At 61.8% G+C, this 20,187-nt stretch carries 17 protein-coding genes; 11 read left to right on the forward strand and 6 right to left on the reverse strand.

Annotated features, from left to right (window positions below):
* Positions 1 to 3: 3 nt before the first annotated feature.
* The 4 genes from J2857_RS06620 to J2857_RS06635 all read left to right on the forward strand — a co-directional run bounded on the left by J2857_RS06620 (position 4) and on the right by J2857_RS06635 (position 4,881).
* Positions 4 to 1,374, forward strand: coding sequence for a glutamine synthetase family protein (locus J2857_RS06620; RefSeq protein WP_210009218.1), 1,371 nt, complete (start codon positions 4 to 6; stop codon positions 1,372 to 1,374).
* 42 nt (positions 1,375 to 1,416) lie between these two features.
* Complete coding sequence (locus J2857_RS06625; protein WP_210009219.1) at positions 1,417 to 2,802, forward strand: aldehyde dehydrogenase family protein; 1,386 nt, start codon at positions 1,417 to 1,419, stop codon at positions 2,800 to 2,802.
* Positions 2,799 to 3,944 (forward strand): iron-containing alcohol dehydrogenase, encoded by a 1,146-nt coding sequence (locus J2857_RS06630; RefSeq protein WP_210009220.1) that lies wholly within the window; start codon positions 2,799 to 2,801, stop codon positions 3,942 to 3,944. Before J2857_RS06625 ends, J2857_RS06630 begins: the two co-directional genes overlap by 4 nt.
* Before the next feature lie 220 nt (positions 3,945 to 4,164).
* Entirely contained in the window at positions 4,165 to 4,881 is a 717-nt protein-coding gene (locus tag J2857_RS06635; RefSeq protein WP_210009222.1) for a ParA family protein, read from the forward strand.
* A gap of 29 nt (positions 4,882 to 4,910) precedes the next feature.
* Here J2857_RS06635 and J2857_RS06640 read toward each other — a convergent pair whose 3' ends face one another.
* Together J2857_RS06640 and J2857_RS06645 are read right to left on the reverse strand one after the other, a co-directional pair.
* On the reverse strand, positions 4,911 to 5,513 hold the full coding sequence (locus tag J2857_RS06640; RefSeq protein ID WP_281068600.1) for a ClpX C4-type zinc finger protein: 603 nt from the start codon (positions 5,511 to 5,513) through the stop codon (positions 4,911 to 4,913).
* A 118-nt stretch (positions 5,514 to 5,631) separates the two neighbouring features.
* A complete protein-coding gene (locus J2857_RS06645; protein WP_373426803.1) occupies positions 5,632 to 7,026 on the reverse strand; it encodes a L,D-transpeptidase in 1,395 nt (464 codons plus the stop codon).
* Between the two features lie 193 nt (positions 7,027 to 7,219).
* Between J2857_RS06645 and J2857_RS06650 the strand changes: the two genes are divergently transcribed.
* The 3 genes from J2857_RS06650 (at position 7,220) to J2857_RS06660 (ending at position 8,889) form a co-directional block, all read left to right on the forward strand.
* The gene (locus tag J2857_RS06650) at positions 7,220 to 8,059 is read left to right on the forward strand and encodes a DUF4432 family protein (protein WP_210009226.1); all 840 of its coding nucleotides are present in this window, start codon (positions 7,220 to 7,222) and stop codon (positions 8,057 to 8,059) included.
* A gap of 78 nt (positions 8,060 to 8,137) precedes the next feature.
* Complete coding sequence (locus tag J2857_RS06655) at positions 8,138 to 8,476, forward strand: TIGR01244 family sulfur transferase (protein ID WP_210009228.1); 339 nt, start codon at positions 8,138 to 8,140, stop codon at positions 8,474 to 8,476.
* 71 nt (positions 8,477 to 8,547) lie between these two features.
* Positions 8,548 to 8,889: a RidA family protein gene (locus J2857_RS06660; protein ID WP_210009231.1), complete on the forward strand. Its 342-nt coding sequence runs from the start codon at positions 8,548 to 8,550 to the stop codon at positions 8,887 to 8,889.
* 60 nt (positions 8,890 to 8,949) lie between these two features.
* Here J2857_RS06660 and J2857_RS06665 read toward each other — a convergent pair whose 3' ends face one another.
* The 4 genes from J2857_RS06665 to J2857_RS06680 form a co-directional block, all read right to left on the reverse strand.
* Positions 8,950 to 10,611 carry a thiamine pyrophosphate-binding protein gene (locus J2857_RS06665; RefSeq protein ID WP_210009232.1) on the reverse strand — a complete coding sequence of 554 codons (1,662 nt, stop codon included), beginning with the start codon at positions 10,609 to 10,611 and terminating at the stop codon, positions 8,950 to 8,952.
* Positions 10,608 to 11,810, reverse strand: coding sequence for a CaiB/BaiF CoA transferase family protein (locus J2857_RS06670; protein ID WP_210009234.1), 1,203 nt, complete (start codon positions 11,808 to 11,810; stop codon positions 10,608 to 10,610). The genes J2857_RS06665 and J2857_RS06670 overlap by 4 nt, the downstream gene beginning before the upstream one ends.
* A 1-nt stretch (position 11,811) precedes the next feature.
* Positions 11,812 to 12,774, reverse strand: coding sequence for a DMT family transporter (locus J2857_RS06675; protein ID WP_210009236.1), 963 nt, complete (start codon positions 12,772 to 12,774; stop codon positions 11,812 to 11,814).
* Between the two features lie 98 nt (positions 12,775 to 12,872).
* Positions 12,873 to 13,811 carry an alpha/beta fold hydrolase gene (locus J2857_RS06680; protein ID WP_210009237.1) on the reverse strand — a complete coding sequence of 313 codons (939 nt, stop codon included), beginning with the start codon at positions 13,809 to 13,811 and terminating at the stop codon, positions 12,873 to 12,875.
* 91 nt (positions 13,812 to 13,902) lie between these two features.
* Between J2857_RS06680 and ettA the strand changes: the two genes are divergently transcribed.
* From ettA to metF, 4 genes are all read left to right on the forward strand, one after another.
* Positions 13,903 to 15,552 (forward strand): energy-dependent translational throttle protein EttA, encoded by a 1,650-nt coding sequence (ettA, locus tag J2857_RS06685; RefSeq protein WP_210009238.1) that lies wholly within the window; start codon positions 13,903 to 13,905, stop codon positions 15,550 to 15,552.
* Positions 15,553 to 15,774: 222 nt separating this feature from the next.
* Complete coding sequence (locus tag J2857_RS06690; protein ID WP_210009239.1) at positions 15,775 to 18,072, forward strand: methyl-accepting chemotaxis protein; 2,298 nt, start codon at positions 15,775 to 15,777, stop codon at positions 18,070 to 18,072.
* A gap of 151 nt (positions 18,073 to 18,223) precedes the next feature.
* Positions 18,224 to 19,222 (forward strand): ArsR/SmtB family transcription factor, encoded by a 999-nt coding sequence (locus J2857_RS06695; protein ID WP_210009240.1) that lies wholly within the window; start codon positions 18,224 to 18,226, stop codon positions 19,220 to 19,222.
* 13 nt (positions 19,223 to 19,235) lie between these two features.
* Positions 19,236 to 20,123, forward strand: coding sequence for a methylenetetrahydrofolate reductase [NAD(P)H] (metF, locus tag J2857_RS06700; RefSeq protein WP_210009241.1), 888 nt, complete (start codon positions 19,236 to 19,238; stop codon positions 20,121 to 20,123).
* The last annotated feature ends 64 nt before the right edge of the window (positions 20,124 to 20,187 follow it).

Genomic DNA, 20,187 nt, shown 5'->3' on the forward strand with positions numbered 1-20,187 from the left:
GGCATGACCCCGATTTACTCTTTCGACGATCTGAAACGCGACGTCGCCGATGGCCGCATAGATACGATTATCGCCGCCCAGGTGGACATGCAGGGCCGCCTGATGGGAAAGCGGTTCCAGGCGGAATATTTCGTCGAGAGCGCCTATAAGGAGACCCATAGCTGCAATTACCTGCTTGCCACCGATATCGAGATGGAGACCATTTCCGGCTACAAGGCGACGAGCTGGGAGCAGGGCTACGGCGACTACACGATGAAGCCGGATCTCTCGACATTGCGGAAACTGCCCTGGCTGGAAGGTACGGCGCTGGTTCTCTGCGACGTGCTCGACCATCACACCCATGCCGAAGTGCCGCATTCGCCGCGCGCCATCCTGAAGGCTCAGGTGAAGCGGCTGGAAGCGATGGGCATGTCCGCCTTCATGGCGACCGAACTCGAATTCTTCCTGTTCGACCAGACCTATGACCAGGCCCGCGAAAGCGGCTACCGCAACCTCAAGCTCGCGAGCGGCTACAACGAGGATTACCACATCTTCCAGACCACCAAGGAAGAGGAGGTCATGCGGGCAATCCGCACCGGGCTGCAGGGCGCCGGCATTCCGGTCGAGAATTCCAAGGGCGAGGCATCGGCCGGCCAGGAGGAAATCAACGTGCGTTATGCCGATGCGCTGACCATGGCCGACCGGCACGTGATCATCAAGAATGCGGCCAAGGAGATCGCCTGGGGCAAGGGCAAGGCGATCACCTTCCTCGCGAAGTGGAACTATGCGGCTGCCGGCAGCTCGTCCCACATCCACCAGTCGCTGTGGAGCGCCGACGGAAGCGAGCCGCTGTTCTTCGACAAGGACGGCGAGCACGGCATGTCTGACCTGATGAAACATTATATCGCGGGGCTGCTCGCCCATGCGGGCGAGATCACCTACTTCCTGGCGCCCTATATCAATTCCTACAAGCGTTTCATGGCCGGCACGTTCGCGCCGACCAAGGCCGTCTGGTCGAAGGACAACCGCACCGCCGGCTACCGTCTCTGTGGCGAGGCCAGCAAGGGGATTCGCATCGAATGCCGCGTCGGCGGTTCCGACCTCAACCCCTATCTTGCCATGGCGGCGCTGATCGCTGCCGGAATCGACGGCATCGAGAAGAAGATGGCGCTGGAGCCGGCCTTCGTCGGCGACGCCTATGGCGGGAAGGATATTCGCGAAATCCCGAAAACGTTGCGCGATGCGGTCGATCTGATGAACGGATCGGAACTTCTGCGTTCCGCCTTCGGCAGCGACGTCATCGACCACTATGTCCGCGCCGGCCAATGGGAGCAGGAGGAATACGACCGCCGCGTGACGGATTGGGAAGTGGCGAGAGGGTTCGAGAGGGTGTAGACCTCTCCGCACACATTACAATCAGCAATGGGAATACCGATCATGACGATGATCCAATGTATCTCGCCGGTCGACGGCTCGGTCTATGCCGAACGTCCGGCCATGTCGCCGGAGGCTGCGGCGGAGGCCGTTGGGCGCGCCCGCGCGGCTCAGAAGGTCTGGGCGAAGCGGCCGCTCGAAGAGCGTGTCCAGCTGGTGCTGAAAGGCGTTGCGCGCCTCAATGAGATGGTCGACGAGGTGGTGCCGGAGCTTGCCTGGATGATGGGCCGGCCGGTGCGTTACGGCGGCGAGTTCAAGGGGTTCAACGAGCGTTCCAACTATGTGGCGTCGATTGCGGCGGATGCGCTGGCACCTTTGCGCGTCGAGGACAGCGCTACGTTCGAACGGCGCATCGAACGCGAGCCGCATGGCGTCGTGTTCGTCATCGCGCCCTGGAACTATCCTTATATGACGGCGATCAACACGGTCGCGCCGGCGCTGATGGCAGGCAATACCGTTGTGCTGAAACACGCCGCTCAGACGCTGCTCGTCGGCGAGCGCATGGTGCGTGCCTTCGTTGAGGCCGGCGTTCCGGAGGATGTCTTCCAGAATATCTTCCTCGACCACGCGACGACGGCCAGGCTGATTTCGGAAGGGATGTTCAACTTCATCAATTTCACGGGCTCGGTCGAGGGCGGACGTTCGATCGAGCGGGCCGCCGCCGGTACGTTTACCGGCATAGGGCTCGAACTCGGCGGCAAGGACCCCGGTTATGTGATGGAGGACGCCGATCTCGATGCCGCCGTCGATACGCTGATGGATGGTGCGACATACAATTCCGGGCAGTGCTGCTGCGGCATCGAGCGCATCTACGTGCATGAATCGCTTTATGATTCCTTCGTCGAAAAGTCGGTCGCCTGGGTGTCGAACTACAAGCTCGGCAATCCGCTCGACAAGGAAACGACGCTCGGGCCGATGGCCAACAAGCGGTTCGCCAAGGTTGTGCGCCAGCAGATCGCTGACGCGGTGGCGAGCGGCGCCAGGGCTCTGGTTGATCCGAAGCTTTTCCCGGCCGATGACGGCGGCGCTTATCTTGCGCCGCAGGTATTGGTTGACGTCGATCACTCCATGGAGATCATGCGCGAAGAGACTTTTGGCCCGGCTGTCGGCATCATGAAGGTGAAGAGTGACGACGAGGCGATCGGCTATATGAACGACAGCCGCTACGGGCTGACGGCGTCGCTCTGGACGCCGGATGTCGATCGCGCCAACCGGATCGGCAGCCAGCTCGAAACCGGTACGGTGTTCATGAACCGCGCCGATTATCTCGATCCGGCGCTGGTCTGGACCGGCGTCAAGGAAACCGGGCGGGGCGGCTCGCTCTCCGTGCTCGGCTTCCACAACCTGACCCGCCCGAAATCCTACCACCTGAAGAAGGTCACGAAATGAATATCGTCGCGAACTGGAGCTATCCGACCGCCGTCAAGCTGGGCCGCGGACGGATCAAGGAACTGGCGGACGCCTGCAAGACGCTCGGCCTCAAGAAACCGCTTCTGGTCACCGACCGGGGACTGGCCTCGATGGCGATCACCGGCCATGCGCTCGACGTGCTCGAAGAGGCGGGCCTCGGCCGGGCTATCTTTGCCGATGTCGATCCGAACCCGAACGAGAACAACCTCGAAGCCGGCATCAAGGCTTATAAGGACGGCGGCCATGACGGCGTCGTCGCCTTCGGCGGCGGCTCCGGCCTCGATCTCGGCAAGCTGATCGCCTTCATGGCCGGCCAGACGCGGCCGGTCTGGGATTTCGAGGATATCGGCGACTGGTGGACCCGTGCCGACGCCTCCAAGATCGCGCCGATCGTCGCGGTGCCGACCACGGCCGGAACCGGTTCGGAAGTCGGCCGGGCAGGGGTACTCACCAATTCGGTCACCCATGTGAAGAAGATTATCTTCCACCCGAAACTGCTGCCGGGCGTCGTCATCTGCGATCCGGAACTGACGATGGGCATGCCGAAGGCGATCACCGTCGGCACCGGCATGGACGCCTTTGCCCATTGCCTCGAAGCCTATTCGTCGCCTTTCTATCACCCGATGTCCGGCGGCATCGCGCTCGAAGGCATGCGGCTGGTCAAGGAATTTCTGCCGCGCGCCTATAAGGACGGCGCCGATCTCGAAGCGCGCACCAACATGATGTCGGCCGCTGCCATGGGTGCGGTCGCCTTCCAGAAGGGGCTCGGCGCCATCCATTCGCTGTCGCATCCGATCGGGGCGGTCTACAACACCCATCACGGCATGACCAACGCGGTCGTCATGCCGCCGGTTCTGCGCTTCAACCGTCCGGCGATCGAGGAGAAGATCGCCCGCGCCGCAGCCTATCTCGGCATCGCCGGCGGGTTCGACGGGTTCTACGACTACGTCCTGTCGCTGCGCTCGGAACTCGGCGTGCCGGACAATCTCACGGCCATGGGAATCAAGCCGGACCGAATCGATGAGCTGACGGCCATGGCAATGGAGGACCCGAGCTGCGGCGGCAACCCGGTCACCATGACGACGGAAAACACCAAGGCGCTTTTCCTCGACTGCTTTTAAGCCTTTCGAGGCACGGGAAAGTCGGCATTAACGAAGCCCGGAGGCCAAAACCTCCGGGCTTTTCCGCATTTTAGAACCGGAAGCTAAATCTCCTGAGTGATATTAATGGTGTCTAAATTTGCAATTCGTTAACCATGTTTGGAAAGGATGGCATTCATGACACCATGCTTCCCGGTGTCCTCGTGAGCGATGTGGCTCTAGCCTTGTTCGAGGACCGACAATGCCTGTAATTTCCTTTGCCAATGCCAAGGGTGGAGCCGGAAAAACGACCGCTGCGCTCCTGCTCGCTACCGAACTTGCCCATCAGGGTTTTCGCGTCACCGTCATCGATGCCGATCCGCAGCGCTGGATCAGCCAGTGGTTCGAAACCTCCGGCACCGTGCGCAACATCGAGGTGGTATCGGAAGTAACCCTCGCATCGCTCCAGTGTCATCTCCGGGAAATGGCTTCGCGCACCGACTATTTCATCATCGACCTCGCCGGCGCCCGTGATGCGCTGGTCACAACGGCGATCGGCCTTTCGGACCACGTGATGATCCCGGTCCAGGGGTCGGCCATGGACGCCAAGGGTGCGGCGCAGATCCTCGACCTTCTCGCCTACATGAAGGAGAGGGCAGGCCTGGTGATCCCGCATTCGGTGGTGCTGACGCGGGTGACGTCCATGGTCACCACCAAGGCGCTGCTGACCATCAAGGGTCTTCTGGCTGCCCGCGGCGTGCACGTCCTCGATACGCCGATCGGCGAGCGGATCGCCTTCAAGGAACTGTTCGAGATCGGCGGAACGCTCCACACGCTGGATCCCGCCAAGGTCAGCAATATCGACAAGGCGAAGGAAAACGCCCGGTCCTACGCCCAGGAAGTCATGCGCCTTATGCCCGTCAAGATCACCCGGTCTGTCGCGTCGCGCCTCTTTGGACTGGGCCGCTACGCCGCCTGATCGCCCTCCGGGCCATCCCAGGACTTCGCTTAGGAGGCGGTCGGTTCGAAAGAGCCGGCCGCCTTCGCATACGCGCTGGCCGCTTGGGTGGCTGCGGCCGCAGTTGCGATCAGGTCCGGCTCTTCCTGATTGGCCGGCACGCTGCGCGCGGCGACGAACCGGTCGCGCATCTGACGCCAGTTCTGCTGGGCGAGGTTGCTGATTTCACTCGGCGGCATCCCCGATGTGGTCAGGATCTCGACCGTCAGCAGGTCAAATCGATTCTCCGAATGCATATAGCTCCATCCGATCAGTCTGCTTTGCGGAAGCGACGCGACGAGGACGTGCAGCATTTGTTCGAGCGCAACACGCTCGGGAGCGCCCAGCAGGACTTCGTCATGGGCAAGTGATATCGCGATCGTCTTTTCATGATCTTTTTCGGCATGGCGATGGAAGTTAGGTGGGCCGGAATTTTCAAGCATGACCTGATTGCAGACGAAGATGCAACGATTGCAGATCGCCGTGGTAGCCGGGCCGGCAATGATCATTTCGACAGCGCGGCGGTTCTCGCCACAAAAGGAGCAGACGGCTCCATCGTCCCCGCGTCCGAACAGGAGCGACAGGGCGCCTTTCAGTCTCGTTGAAAAGTTCATTCATCCACCGCCGATGCACTTGTCTCCAGCGAAAAACTAGTGCTGCTTTTGCCCGAAGCCAGATCGCCAGGCAAACAAAGTGCCGACGGCTCAGGTGTCGTTCCGGGGGTGACGGACCTTACTCGGTGAATTCAACCGTCGTGCCGGGCTTGACCATCTTGGCGAGTTCTTTGGCATCCCAGTTGGTCAGGCGTACGCAGCCGTGGCTGTTGGTCTTGCCGATCTTGGAGGGTTCCGGCGTGCCGTGGATGCCGTATGTGGGCTTCGAGAGCGCAATCCACACTGTACCGACCGGGCCGTTGGGACCTGGCGGTATCTGCAGGATCTGGTCGTTGTTGCCCTGCTTGAAATTGATCTTCGGATTGTAGGTGTAACCGGGATCGAGCGCGATGCGTTCGACGGTGTGGGTTCCGGTCGGCGAAGGCGTGTCGGTCGAGCCGATGGTTGCCGGATAGGCGGCGATCAGGCGTCCGTCCACGCCATAAGCGAAGACCTGCTTCTTGCTCTTGTCGGCGATGATGCGGGTGACCTGACCGGCCTTGGGCTGTCCCGGATTGATGACCTTGATGGTCGAGCCGGGGATGGTGAAATCGACGCCGGGATTGAGCGCCTTGAGATAACCTTCGTCCATGTGGAACTGCTCGGCGAGCTTTTCGGTCACGGACGTATAGGACATCGCCGGAAGCTGCGATTTATGCGCATAGTCTTCCGGGATCGAGGCGACATAGGGACCGGCTGCATCGGCCGGCGTGATCGTGTAATCGACGATCGGCAGGCCGCCCGAATAGGTCAGCCGCTGCAGGATGTCCTCGGAATTGTTCGGGTCGAGCGTCTCGCCGGTCATTTCCTGCCAGGCGGCGATCGCCTTGTTGACGTTGTCGCCGAGATGGCCGTCGATGACGCCGGGCGAGATGCCTTCCCGGTCCAGGAAGACCTGAAGTGCTGCGATCTGGGCCTGTGGTTTCTTGGTGACGGTGATGATCGGCTTCTGCGGCAGAAGCGTTTCCGCCGGCCGCTGGTCCGATTCGATCGAGGCTTCCTGCGGGTAGCCGGTGTCAGCCTCGGGGAGGGCCTGATCATCGAGCGGCATGCGGCTGACCGAGCCTGGCCCCGGGATCCCGCCGGTGATGGCGCCCGGTTCGCCGGGGCGGTATTCGCGGTAATCGCGATAACCGCCTGCACCCTGCTGGTAACCGCCCGAATCGCGCAGAGAGCGGTAACCGCCCGGCACCGGCGGATATTCCTGCCTCCGGTTGGGGCGATAGGTTTCCTGGCGGATCTCGGTTGCGACGACATTGCCGAAGTGGTCGATCAGGACACGGCGGCCCATGCCGTCGCGGCTGATGATGACGTCACGGCGATCCGGCTCATAGTCCAGGATCGAACCGTCAGGAGCGACGAGCATCGTTTCCGAGGGATAGCGGCCATAGCGGCTCTGCGCCTCGGCGGAGGGAATTCCCTGCGCCGCGGTCAGGATCACCAGACTTGCGCATGCAAAAAATAGCCGCTTCACGATGTCACCGACTTCCTTGTTTCCTACTTAAACGTAATCGGGAAATCGCACATTGGTTCCCGCCCGTTCGCCTGTCGCCACAGACAAGTTAAATTTGACCGTAGTGTGGAAAAAGTGAATTCGTCATGAACACACCGTTAAATTCACCTCACGATCGGTTAGAAGTTTTGACGAAACCGTGAAGGGAATGATTATGAAGGCTTTTTCCGCCGCCAAGGGCCCCAGGATTTTCCTCGACGAGAGTTCCGTTCTCGACATCGGAGGCTGCTTTATCGGCGATATCGATCTTGCTCCGGGCCGGGCCATTCCGGACGACGGAGATCCGCGAATCGATCACTCGCTGGAAGGCTTTCTCTTCACCTGCGGGCCTGACCATATTCGCCACCCGGAGGCCATCGAAGGTTCGGCCGATGGCAGGAGATATCCGCTGCATGGATCCTTCTCCTCGCATCCCGCCGAGATCGTGTTCTGGGATGCGCAAGGGCAGGATGCGGAGTGCCGTGCCCGCGTGCCGGTGACGCTTGCGACCGGTGAAACCGCTCTCCTCGAACGCCACTGGCGGATCGATGGCGCAACCGGTGAGGTGAGCCTGTCGGACAAGGTCACCAATACCGGCACCAAGCCGTTCGCGCGGGTGCATATGTACCACATGAATATCGGCGCCTGGCTGTTCGACGATCACGTCCGGCTTAACGGCAGGATGCTCGAAGGCGGCGGTTTCCCCTGGACCTTCGGCGGCGAGACCGGCGGCATATTCTGCGTCCCGGCCGTCGTCGAGGGCGAGCCGTGGGCCGAAATTGCGCTCGGACCGGTAGCGGCGATCGGCGGACTGACGCTGAAGGTGAAGTTCAGGACCGATACGCTTCCGCATCTGCAGGTCTGGCGGAACCAGAAGGCGCCGGCCCATGTGCTCGGGATCGAGCCGGTTTCGCATCGCCTCGCAAGCCGTCAGGAACTTACGGCGAACGGAGAACTCGGCTGGATCAAGCCCGGCGAAAGCGCCGAATACGGACTGCGCTTCTGCTTCGTCTGAGAGTTGCGGTTCGGTGATTGACGCCTAAAGGGCACCGTCGTAATGCTTGCGCCTCAAATAGAACGGAGGGCTAAGTCCATGGATATCCGCCAGATCAACGACGAGTATTCCGTCACAGGCCAGATCACCGTCGAGGATCTCGACCAGGTCAAGGCCATGGGGTTCAAGTCGGTCGTCTGCCATCGTCCGGACGACGAAGAGCCGGGTCAGCCGCATTTCGCCGAGATCGAAGCCCGCGCCAAGGAACTCGGCCTCGACATCCGCCATATCCCGGTCGGCCGCATGGGCGTCGATGAACAGGGCGTCAACGCGATGGTCGATGCGCTTGACGAATTTCCGCGCCCGATGCTCGGCTTCTGCCGTTCCGGCGCACGTTCGACGGCAATCTACGAAAAGAGCCAGCATCTTCGCGGCTAAAGATTTCCCCCGGCCTCGTGCTTTTGGCGTGGGGCCCTTTCCCGTAGCTCAATTTTTTTGAGGAGAATTCCATGAGCATCCAGCGTATCGAGCCGGTCGCCCGCATGAGCGGCGCCGTTGTCCACGGCAACACCGTCTATCTCGCCGGCCAGGTTGGCGAAGGTGAATCGGTCACCGACCAGTGCAAGGACGCGCTTTCCGAGGTCGACCGCCTGCTGGCCGCTGCCGGTTCCGACAAGTCGAAGATCCTGCAGACGATCATCTACCTCTCGGACATCGCCTATTTCGGCGAAATGAATGCCGTATGGGAAGCCTGGATCGATCCGGCCAACCCGCCGGCCCGCGCCACCAGCGAAGCCAAGCTCGCTGCGCCGAAGTACAAGGTCGAGTTTATCGTTACCGCTGCGATCTGATCGCTGCGATATTGAATCAGAAAGCCGGCCTATCATTGTGATAGGTCGGCTTTTTCTATTTCAGGCCTTTTCGCGGATCTGGGTCAGCGTCCTGGCCGGCGTGATCGCTTCCGGGTCGAGCCGGACCTCGATGATCGAAGGCTTGCCGCTTGCTCGCGCCCGCTCATAGGCCGGACCAAACTCTTCCGTCTTCTCGACCAGTTCTCCGTGTCCGCCAAAAGCCTTGGCATAGGCGACGAAGTCCGGGTTGACGAGGTCGGTGGCGCTGACGCGGCCCGGATATTCCCGCTCCTGGTGCATGCGGATCGTGCCGTAGATGCCGTTGTTAACGAGCACGGTGATGATCGGCAGGCCGTAACGCACCGCGGTGATGAATTCCTGGCCGTGCATCATGAAGCAGCCGTCGCCGGCAAAGCAGACGACTTCGCGTTCCGGAAAGAGCTGTTTGGCGGCAACCGCGGCCGGCAGGCCGTAGCCCATCGAGCCTGAGGTCGGGGCGGACTGGGTGTTGTATTTGCGGAAGCGGTGGAAACGGTGCAGCCAGGTGGCGTAGTTGCCGGCGCCGTTGGTGAAGATCGCGTCGTCGGGCACGTTCTTCTCGATCCATTGCATGATCGGACCCATCCTGACCGGGCCGGGCCCGGACTCCGGTGGCGTCGACCACTTCAGGTAGGAGTCGTGCAGCGCTGACTTCCGTTCGGCCCAGATCGGCGCGGCCGGCGGTTCGAGGTCCTTCAGCGCGGCGACGAATTCTGCCGGAGCGGCGCAGATCGGCAGATCCGGCCGGTACATGCGTCCGAGTTCTTCCGGATCAGGGAAGACATGGACGAGCTTCTGCTTGGGATAGGGAATGTCGATTAGCGTGTAGCTGGAGGAGGGCATTTCCGACATGCGGCTGCCGATCAGCACCAGCAGGTCCGTCTCCTTCACCGCCTTGGCGAGCACCGGATTGATGCCGATGCCGACATCGCCGGCATAGGATGGATGCAGATGATCGAACAGCATCTGGCGGCGGAAGGAACAGCCGACAGGCACTTTGAAGCGGCTGGCGAAAGCCTGGAAATCCGCAACCGCCTGCTCGCTCCAGCGGGTGCCGCCGAGGATGAACATCGGACGCTCAGCGTTCTTGAGCATGGTTTCGAATGCGGCGATCTGGCTTGTGCCGGGATGGCTCTCGACCGGCATATAAGGGCGAGCATCCGGCGCCTCGACTTCCTCGACCAGCATGTCTTCCGGCAGGGTCAGCACGACGGGGCCGGGGCGGCCCGACGTGGCGACTGCAAAGGCACGGGTGACGAATTCCGGAATGCGGCGGGCATCGTCGATTTCGCCCACCCATTTGGCGAATTCGGTGAAGGCGCGGCGGTATTCGACCTCCTGAAAGGCCTCGCGTTCCTTCATGTCGCGGCCGATCTGGCCGACGAAAAGGATCATCGGGATGGAGTCCTGCCGGGCGATGTGCAGGCCGGCGGAGGCATTGGTGGCGCCGGGGCCGCGGGTCACCATGCAGATACCCGGTTCGCCGGTCAAACGCCCCCAGCTGTCGGCCATCATCGCGGCACCGCCTTCCTGGCGGCAGACGAGCACCTCGATGCCGCTTTCATAAAGGGCGTCGAGCACCGCGAGATAGCTTTCGCCCGGAACGCAGGAGATGCGCTTGACGCCGTTTGCCTTCAGCGCCTCGACGATGAGCTGCCCTCCGGTCTTCATGACGGTGTTCATCTTTCTCTCCCCTCTTTTTCGATTTGATCGAGTTGCGCCAGCACGTCGGCGGTATGTTCGCCAAGCGCCGGGCTCGGCCGGTGATAGACAAGCGGCGTTTCCGACAGCACGATCGGGCTGCGCACGCCCGGGATGACAGTGCCGTCGGCCGCTTCGAGGTCGATTCGCAGTCCGCGCTCCTTGACCTGTGGGTCGTCGAACATTTCGGCGATCGAATTGATCGGCCCGGCCGGCACGGCATTGTCGCCACAGGCGGCCAGCAGTTCGGCCTTCTTCCATTTCGTGGTCTGCGCCAGAATCAGCCGCCGCACCTCGACGCGGTTGGCGACACGCGCCTTGTTGGTGGCGAAGCGCTCGTCGTCGGCGACCTGCACGATGCCGAGAATACGGCAGAGGCGGCGGAACTGGCCGTCATTGCCGACTGCAAGGATCAGGTGGCCGTCCTCGGTCGGCACAACCTCATAGGGGCTGATGTTCGGATGGGCATTGCCGAGCCGCACCGGTGCCTCGCCGGAGACCAGGTAGTTCATGTTCTGGTTGGCGAGGATGCCGGCCTGGACGTCGAGCAGCGCCATGTCGACATGCTGGCCCTCGCCGGTCTTCATCGCGTGGATCAGCGCGCCCTGGATGGCGGTCACCGCATAGATGCCCGTGAAGATGTCGGCGATTGCGACGCCCGCCTTCATCGGCTGGCCGTCCGGCTCGCCGGTGATCGACATGAAGCCGGACATGCCCTGGACGATGTAATCGTAGCCGGCGAGATTGGCGTAGGGGCCGTTCTGGCCGAAACCGGTGATCGAGCAATAGATCAGCTTCGGATTGATCTTTTTAAGGCTCTCGTAGTCGAGCCCGTATTTGACGAGGCCTCCGAGCTTGAAGTTCTCGATCAGCACGTCGGCGGTCGCGGCCAGCCGACGGACGATGTCCTGGCCTTCCTCGGTCTTCAGGTCGACGGCGATCGAGCGCTTGCCGCGATTGGTGGAGTGGTAATAGGCGGCGGACAGGTTTTTGCCGTCCTTGCCCTCCACAAAGGGGGGACCCCAGGCGCGGGTGTCGTCGCCACCATCGGGGTTTTCCACCTTGATGACGTCGGCGCCCATATCCGCCAGCATCTGCCCGGCCCAGGGACCGGCGAGCACGCGGGCAAGTTCGATGACGCGGATGCCGGTAAGCGGTGGTTTTTTAGGTGTCTGGGTCATGTCACGGGGTCACGGTTGACTTGGCGGCGCCGGTGACCGGCTTGATGGAGGCAACGCGGCGTTCCCGCCAGATGATATAGAGGCCGGAGCCGATGATGATCGAAATGCCGAGCCATTTGACCGGATCGGGGAAGTCGCCGAACACCAGCCAGCCGAACAGCGTCGCCGAAACGATTTCGAAATACTGCAATGGCGCGATCACGGATGCCGGGGCGGCGCGATAGGCATAGACGGCAAGGATGCCCGAAAGGGCCGCGAAGGCGCCGACGCCCGCGAGCCACAGCAGGGTCGTCCAGTCCGGCATGGAAGGCGCCAGGAAGGCGATGCCGGTCCGATCGCCGACAAAGAGCAGGATGGCGGAGATCGGAATCCCCCAGAGCGCCATCTGGAACTGCATCGACCAGGGATCTTCGCGATGCGCCAGCGCCCTCGTCAGGATGGCGAAGATGGCCACGCAGAAAGCGGTGACGATCGGCAGCAGCGCCACGAAGCCGATCTCCTGGAAGCTGGGGCGAATGACGATCATGGCGCCGAGGAAACCGGCCGCGCAGGCGGTATACCGCCGCCAGCCGATGGTCTCCTTGAGGAAGATGCTGGAAAGCACGGTCAGGATGATCGGCTCGACGAAGAAGATGGCGATCGCATCGGCCACTTCCATGACCGCCAGGGTCGCGACGAAGCAGACCATGGAGACCGTGATCAGGGTCGCGCGGATCGCATGGAAGATGCTGAGCCGCCAGGAAAATGCCCGCCAGTAACCGTTCCAGAGCACGATCGGCAGCATGCAGAGCGCCTGGAAGAGGAAGCGGGCGGCGGTGATGAAGGTGGGCGATGCGGTATCGGTGGCAAGCTTGGAAAAGATGTCGATGAACGGGGCGATCAGCATCGCAACGATCATCAGTCCGAGGCCGTTGACGATCCGGTTCGGGGCTGATGCTGCAAGGTTTGCGGGCGACGAATTCATGGATTTCCTATAGCCGGGACCGATGCCGGAAGCACTTGATTAAATGTCATGAACTCATTCCGTTTGATATGAAGGGCCGCTTGAGTCCGGTGAGTGTCTCAGTTTGCTGGCGCCGAAACGGGCAGGGCGGCCCTGGCCCAGGCGGCAAACTCGGCGGTGGCGCGAGCCCGCACCGTATCGTTCAGCGTTTCGTGGCGGGTGCCCGGCCAGATCTTGGTGGTGACGTTCGAAAAGCCGTTGCGCTTGAAATGCTCGGACAACCACAGGATTTCGCGCCCGCCATTGGTTGCGGGGTCTTCCGCTCCGCCGATCAGATGGATCGGCAGGTTTTTCGCCAATCGATCGATGAGTTCGGGCGCGCGAAAAGTGAGCTCGAAGAGATCGAGCCACAGCGAAACGCTGGCGTCGAAACCGCACAAGGGGTCGGCGATATAGGCGTCGACGGCATCCCGTTCATGGCTCAGCCAGTCGAATTCCGTGCGGTGGCCAGGAACTGATTTGCCCCAGGCGCCAAAAGTCAGTTTGGGCAGAAGCCCGCTCGGCACGTCCGAGCCCTTCAGGGCTTTTTCGATGCGCAGGATCACCTGCGCGGCGCGGCCCGCGGGGCCTGGATGAAAATTCGAGTTCCAGACCGCGAGGGCATCAAAACTGTCGGGATGGTCGATGGCGGCGTTGAGCGCGATCAGGCCGCCCATCGAGTGGCCAAAGAGCAGGACCGGCAGGCCGGGATGAGCTGCAGCCGCCATGTCACGCATAGCCTTGACGTCTTCCAGTACCAGTCTGACGCCGTCGTGTCTGCCAAAACGGCCGATCGGCGCGTCCGGCGCGGTCGTTTCGCCGTGGCCGCGATGGTCGAAGGCATAGACGTGGAAACCATGGCCGGCCATCGCCTCGGCGAAAGCCCTGTAGCGCCTGGAATGCTCGGCAAGCCCGTGCGAGATCATGAGGATGGCATGCGCCGGCGCGGCCGCTGGCTGGTAATGATAGGCAAGGTTTGCCCCCGTCGGGCTCGTAAACCGCCTCGTTTCGTCGAACATCCTCGCTCCCTCGACCGTTCGCGCATTGCTCCCGGCTCCCAATTCGCCTACATAGCGGCAAACCGAAATTCCCCCCGGAGCACTTTTATCCATGGCACGTCAGTTCATCTATCACATGTCGGGACTCAACAAGTCCTACGGCGCCAAGAAAATCCTTGAGAACGTCAATCTGTCTTTCTACCCCGACGCCAAGATCGGTATCCTCGGCCCGAACGGCGCCGGTAAGTCGACCGTGCTGCGCATCATCGCCGGCAAGGACAAGGAATATACCGGCGAAGCCTGGCTCGCAGAAGGCGCGACCGTCGGCTACCTGGAACAGGAGCCGCATCTCGACCCGGCCAAGACCGTTTTCGAGAACGTCATGGAAGGCGTCGCCAAGAAGACGGCTGTCCTCGACCGTTACAACGAGCTGATGATGAACTATTCCGACGAGACCGCGGAAGAGGGCGCCAAGCTTCAGGACATCATCGACAGCCAGAACCTCTGGGATCTGGAAAACCAGGTCGAGATGGCCATGGAAGCGCTGCGCTGCCCGCCGCGCGATTCGGAAGTCACCAGCCTGTCCGGTGGTGAACGCCGCCGCGTGGCACTCTGCCGCCTGCTGCTGTCGCAGCCGGACCTGCTGCTGCTCGACGAACCGACCAACCATCTGGACGCCGAGACCATCGCCTGGCTCGAAAAGCACCTGCGCGACTATCCAGGTGCCGTGATGATGATCACCCACGATCGCTACTTCCTCGACAACGTCACCGGCTGGATCCTCGAGCTCGACCGCGGCCGCGGCATTCCTTACGAAGGCAATTACTCGGCCTACCTGCTCGCAAAAGCCAAGCGCATGCAGCAGGAAAACCGGGAAGAGGCCGGCCGCCAGAAGGCGATTTCCCGCGAACAGGAATGGATCGCTTCCAGCCCGAAGGCGCGCCAGGCCAAGTCCAAGGCGCGTATCAAGTCCTACGAACAGCTGGTGGAAGCGGCTGAAAAGCAGCGTCCCGGCGACGCGCAGATCATCATCCCGGTCAGCGAGCGTCTCGGCCAGGTGGTCATCGAGATGGAAGGCATCACCAAGGGCTTTGAGGGCCGCACGCTGATCAACGACCTGTCGATCAAGCTGCCGCCGGGCGGTATCGTCGGCATCATCGGCCCGAACGGTGCCGGCAAGACCACGCTGTTCCGGATGATCACCGGCCAGGAAACACCGGATGCCGGTTCGATCCGGATCGGCGAGACCGTCCACCTCGGTTACGTCGACCAGAGCCGCGATGCGCTCGATGGCAACAAGACCGTCTGGGAAGAAATCTCGGGCGGCGCCGAAATCATCAAGCTCGGCAAGTTCGACATGAACTCCAGAGCCTATTGCGGCGCCTTCAACTTCAAGGGCGGCGACCAGCAGCAGAAGGTCGGCAATCTCTCGGGCGGCCAGCGCAACCGCGTGCACCTCGCCAAGATGCTGAAGGCCGGCGGCAACGTTCTGCTCCTCGACGAACCGACCAACGACCTCGATACGGAAACGCTGGGTGCGCTCGAAAGCGCGCTGGAGAATTTCGCCGGCTGCGCCATCATCATCAGCCACGATCGCATGTTCCTCGATCGCCTGGCGACGCATATCCTTGCCTTCGAAGGCGACGGCCATGTGGAATGGTTCGAAGGCAATTTCGAGGACTACGAGCAGGACAAGGTCCGCCGACTCGGCCCCGACGCCCTCAATCCAGGAAGCCAGGCTCACAAGCGTCTGACTCGTTAAGTTTTTTAGTCTTGCCTAAGTTAAACCCCGGTTCTGCCGGGGTTTTTGTTTTGTGTGAAGTTAACAAAAGCTAAAATCCGAACCCCCAAAATCATGGGTATTTTTAACCTAGCCCGATAAAGACAATCGCAAAGGTTCCCGGCGCATTTTCCGCCCGGGAGACCATGTCTGCTTGGGTCTTGACGCTGTCATGATGACGGCCCGTTTCAGAGGGTTTTATTCATGCTGAACTTGATCGAACGTTTGCCCTTCCGTATATCTTTGACGCTTCTTGCTTTTGTCCCGCTTCTGGCCGTGATCGGACTCGGCGCGTTCGCAAGCTGGGAAGCCTACAACCAATACCGGGAGCTGAATCGTGCGATCGCTCTTGAAGGTCTGGCGCTTGCCGGCGGCGAGTTGATGAATGCCATCCCGGAAGAGAGTTTTGGTTCCCTGGCGCAGCGGCCTCAGGCCCGTGCAAGCGTGGATGCGGCGGAAAAGCGACTTGTGAACCAGTATAAGGCGATCGACGCACAAGGTTACGGCGAACCTAGTTTGCGCGAGCTGGTCGCGGCAGTCGATGAGCGCTTCCTGCGGATGCCGGAATATCGTGCCAAGATCGACAGCGGCGATACGAACCAGCTTCTGTCTGCGCAATACGTCACGCCGGTATCCGAAAAGACGCTCGATATCATCGGCCTTGTCGGCGGTCTGACGGAGGACCGGGCGCTTGCTCGCTACGTGGACGGCTTCCATGCGCTTGTCCAACTCAGCAACGGCTACGTCATCGTCAACCGGATGGGGCAGCAGTATACCAAAAACGGTGCGTTGACCGTGGACGAGGCCGCCCGTTTCATGCAGGGGCGGCAGCAGGTCCGGCTCTATGAGAAGCCGATGCGCTCTTTCCTGTCCCCCAAGTTGATTGCGCAATATGACGCTTATTTCCAGACGCCTGACGGACAGCTGATCACCAATACGCTGAAGGCGCTCGACAGTCTGAAGCCTTATACGCCGGCCGCCGACGACTTCAGCGCCTGGGCGCGCGCCATGGAAAACCGCCGCGTGTTCACCTCCGGTATCATCGCTCAGGCCATGAGCGAATTGAAACAGTTGGGCGATCAGAAATCTTCCGACGCAGCGTCCAGCCTGCAGATTCTCTTTGCGTCGCTCTCGATCTTCATCCTGGCCGTCATCGGGCTCAGCGTGATGATCGCGCGCAGCCTGTCCGGCTCGATCCGCAAGATCGGCGACCGGATGGCGAGCCTTGCCTCCGGCAATACCGAGGAGGCAATCCCCTACGCCGACCGCAAGGACGAAATCGGCGCCATGGCCCGTTCGGTCGAGGTTTTCCGCGAAGCCGCTATCCGCAATCTTGAGCTAGAAGCAGAGGCGGAGGCAAGCCGTCGTCGCTCGGAAGCCGAGCGCATCGAAATGCAGCGCCGGAGCGAGGCGGATGCCGAGGCGAAGCTGACCCAGGCTACCGGTGCGCTTGCCGCCAACCTTCGCCGTCTTGCCGCCGGCGACATGCTCTGCGAAGTCAACGAAGCTTTGGCGCCGCAGTTCGAAGGCCTGCGCCACGACTTCAATACCTCGGTCCGCCAGCTACGCGACGCGCTGCTCAGCGTCGGCAATTCGGTTGCCACCGTCACCAGCGGTTCGAGAGAAATCTCCGACGCGTCCGACAACCTGTCCAAGCGCACGGAGCAGCAGGCTGCTTCGCTGGAAGAAACAGCGGCAGCGCTCGAAGAGATCACCGCGAACGTTGTTTCTACCTCCAAGCGCACCGGCGAAGCCCGCGACGTCGTCCGTGACGCCCGTACCCGTGCCGACCAGTCGGGCCAGGTCGTCCGCAATGCGGTCGCTGCGATGGAACGGATCGAGAAATCGTCTCAGCAGATCGGCCAGATCATCGGCGTGATCGACGAGATTGCTTTCCAGACCAACCTTCTCGCACTCAACGCGGGTGTCGAAGCTGCGCGTGCCGGTGAAGCCGGCAAGGGTTTTGCGGTCGTCGCACAGGAAGTCCGCGAACTCGCCCAGCGCTCGGCAAACGCCGCCAAGGAAATCAAATCGCTGATCTCCAACTCGGCGGTTGCGGTCAGCGAAGGCGTCAAGCTCGTCAGCGAGACGGGCGAGGGGCTCAGCGTCATCGAGCAACTGGTCCAGACCGTCAACGGTCACATGGATGCGATCGCAATCGCGGCACAGGAACAGTCGGTCGGCCTTGCGCAGGTCAACACCGCTGTCAACCACATGGACCAGTCGACCCAGCAGAATGCCGCCATGGTCGAAGAGATGAATGCCGCAGGCGCCGGTCTTGCCCAGGAAAGCGGCAAGCTCAGCGATCTCCTCTCGCACTTCCAGCTCGGCGGCAGCGCGTCGGGCCAGCTTCGTGAGACCGCAAGCCGCATGCGGGCACCGACAGCTCCGGTCTCGCGCCCGGTCGCAGCCGCACCGAGCCGTCCGATTCCGGCCCGTGCTCCGGTTTCACGCGGAAATACGGCCCTCGTGCAATCCCCCGACGAGTGGGAAGAATTCTGATCTTCCTGGCACGAATAAAACTTGAGAGGGCGGCTTCGGCCGCCTTCTGCGTTTCAGGCAACCTCATCGGATCCATCAGTTGCCGCTTGCATAAAGTGACAAAATCATATAAACATATCTTTATATCTTGATTGCGTGAGGATGCGGCTGAATGGGATTGGCGCTCGACACCCTGGTGGACGTACTGAAAACAGCCGGCGAGCCGACGCGCTTTCGCCTGCTCGCGCTTCTTGCTGCCGGGGACCTGACCGTCACCGACCTTACCGAAATCCTGGGTCAATCGCAGCCACGTATTTCGCGGCATCTGAAGCTGCTTGCCGAGGAAGCGCTGATTGATCGCTATCAGGAAGGCGCCTGGGCCTATTTCCGGCTGAAGCAGGAAGGCAAGGCGGCAACGCTGGTCAGGACGCTGCTCGCCGCTTCATCGGAGGACGATCCGGTCCTGCTCCGCGACAGCGAGCGGCTGACGATGGTCAAGCGCCTGCATGCCGAGCGGGCCCAGGCCTATTTCAGCCGCAACGCTTCCGAATGGGATGAGCTTCGCCGCCTGCATATCAGCGACGCCGCCGTCGAGGCGGCGCTGCTCAAGCTGATCGGCACGACGCCGGTCGATGCGCTTCTGGATCTCGGGACCGGCACCGGCTGGATCCTGCAGCTTCTGTCCAATCTCTACCGTCGCGCCGTCGGCATCGACGCGAGCCGAGACATGCTTTCGGTCGCCCGCTCCAACCTCGACAAGGCCGGCATCGTCAAGGCGTCGGTCCGCCACGGCGACATTCTCAACCTGCCGCTCGAAGGGCAGGATTTCGACCTGATCACCGTTCACCAGGTGCTGCACTTCCTCGACCAGCCGGAGCTGGCGATCGCCGAGGCGGCCCGCGTGCTGCGTCCGGGCGGTCGCCTGCTGATCGTCGATCTCGCACCGCATACGCTCGAATATCTGCGCGAAGACCATGCCCATGTGCGTCTCGGCTTTTCCCATCAGGTGATGGCCGAGTGGCTTGAGAAGGTGGGCCTCGAAGTCGAGCAGGCGCTGGATCTCGGTTCCGGCAAGGAAGGCGGCCTGACGGCCACCGTCTGGCTTGCCCGCGACCGCCGCCTGCTGATCGCCGCCCATCATGCATCCGCTCAATCGCAAACCGTCCTTTAAGGGAGCTGAACCAATGACCGCCGATAGCGAAACTTTCAGCGTTTCCTTCGAATTCTTTCCGCCGAAGTCGGAGGAAATGGAGGGCCAGCTCTGGGATACGGTCGACGAACTGGCGCTCTGGGACCCGCGGTTCGTCTCTGTCACCTATGGTGCCGGCGGTTCGACCAAGGCGCCGACGATCAACACCGTGCGCCGCCTGGTCGGCGAAACCTCACTGGCGACCGCCGCACACCTGACCTGTGTGGACGCGACGCGCGAAGAGACGCATTCGGTCGTCGGCGAGTATCGCGCTGCTGGCATTCGCCACATCGTTGCCCTGCGCGGCGATCCGGCGAGCGGTATCGGCACCGACTATCGCCCGCATCCGCAGGGTTATGCCAATGCGGCGGAGCTGGTGCGCGGCCTGACGGAACTCGGCGGCTTCGACATTTCCGTTTCCGCCTATCCCGAAAAACATCCGGAAAGCGCCGATCTCGGCGCAGACATCGAGATGCTGAAGCGCAAGGCGGATGCCGGTGCCGCCCGGGCACTGACCCAGTTCTTCTTCGACAACGACGTTTTTGAACGTTACCTTGAAAAGGTCCGCGCCGCCGGCATTGCAATCCCGATCGTCCCGGGCATCATGCCGATCCAGAACCTGACCCAGCTCAAGCGTTTCGCCGGACGCTGCGGCTCCTCGGTTCCGTCCTTCCTGGATGCCCGTTTCGAAGGATTGGACGACAAACCCGAGGATCGCGCGAGCGTGGCTGCCGATATCGCCGCCGAACAGATCGAGGACCTGATCCGCCGCGGCCTTGGCGATTTTCACGTCTACACGATGAACAGAGCACCGCTCGTATCCGCCGTCCTTCAGCGGCTTGGCCGCCGGCAGATCCGCACGCCGCGGATCGCTGCTGCCTGAGCGCATTGAAAAAAAACGCATGCTCCTACGAAAGGAGCATGCGTTTTCACCAGAAGTGCTGATT

The organism is Neorhizobium galegae (assembly GCF_017877055.1).
Taxonomy (GTDB): domain Bacteria; phylum Pseudomonadota; class Alphaproteobacteria; order Rhizobiales; family Rhizobiaceae; genus Neorhizobium; species Neorhizobium galegae_D.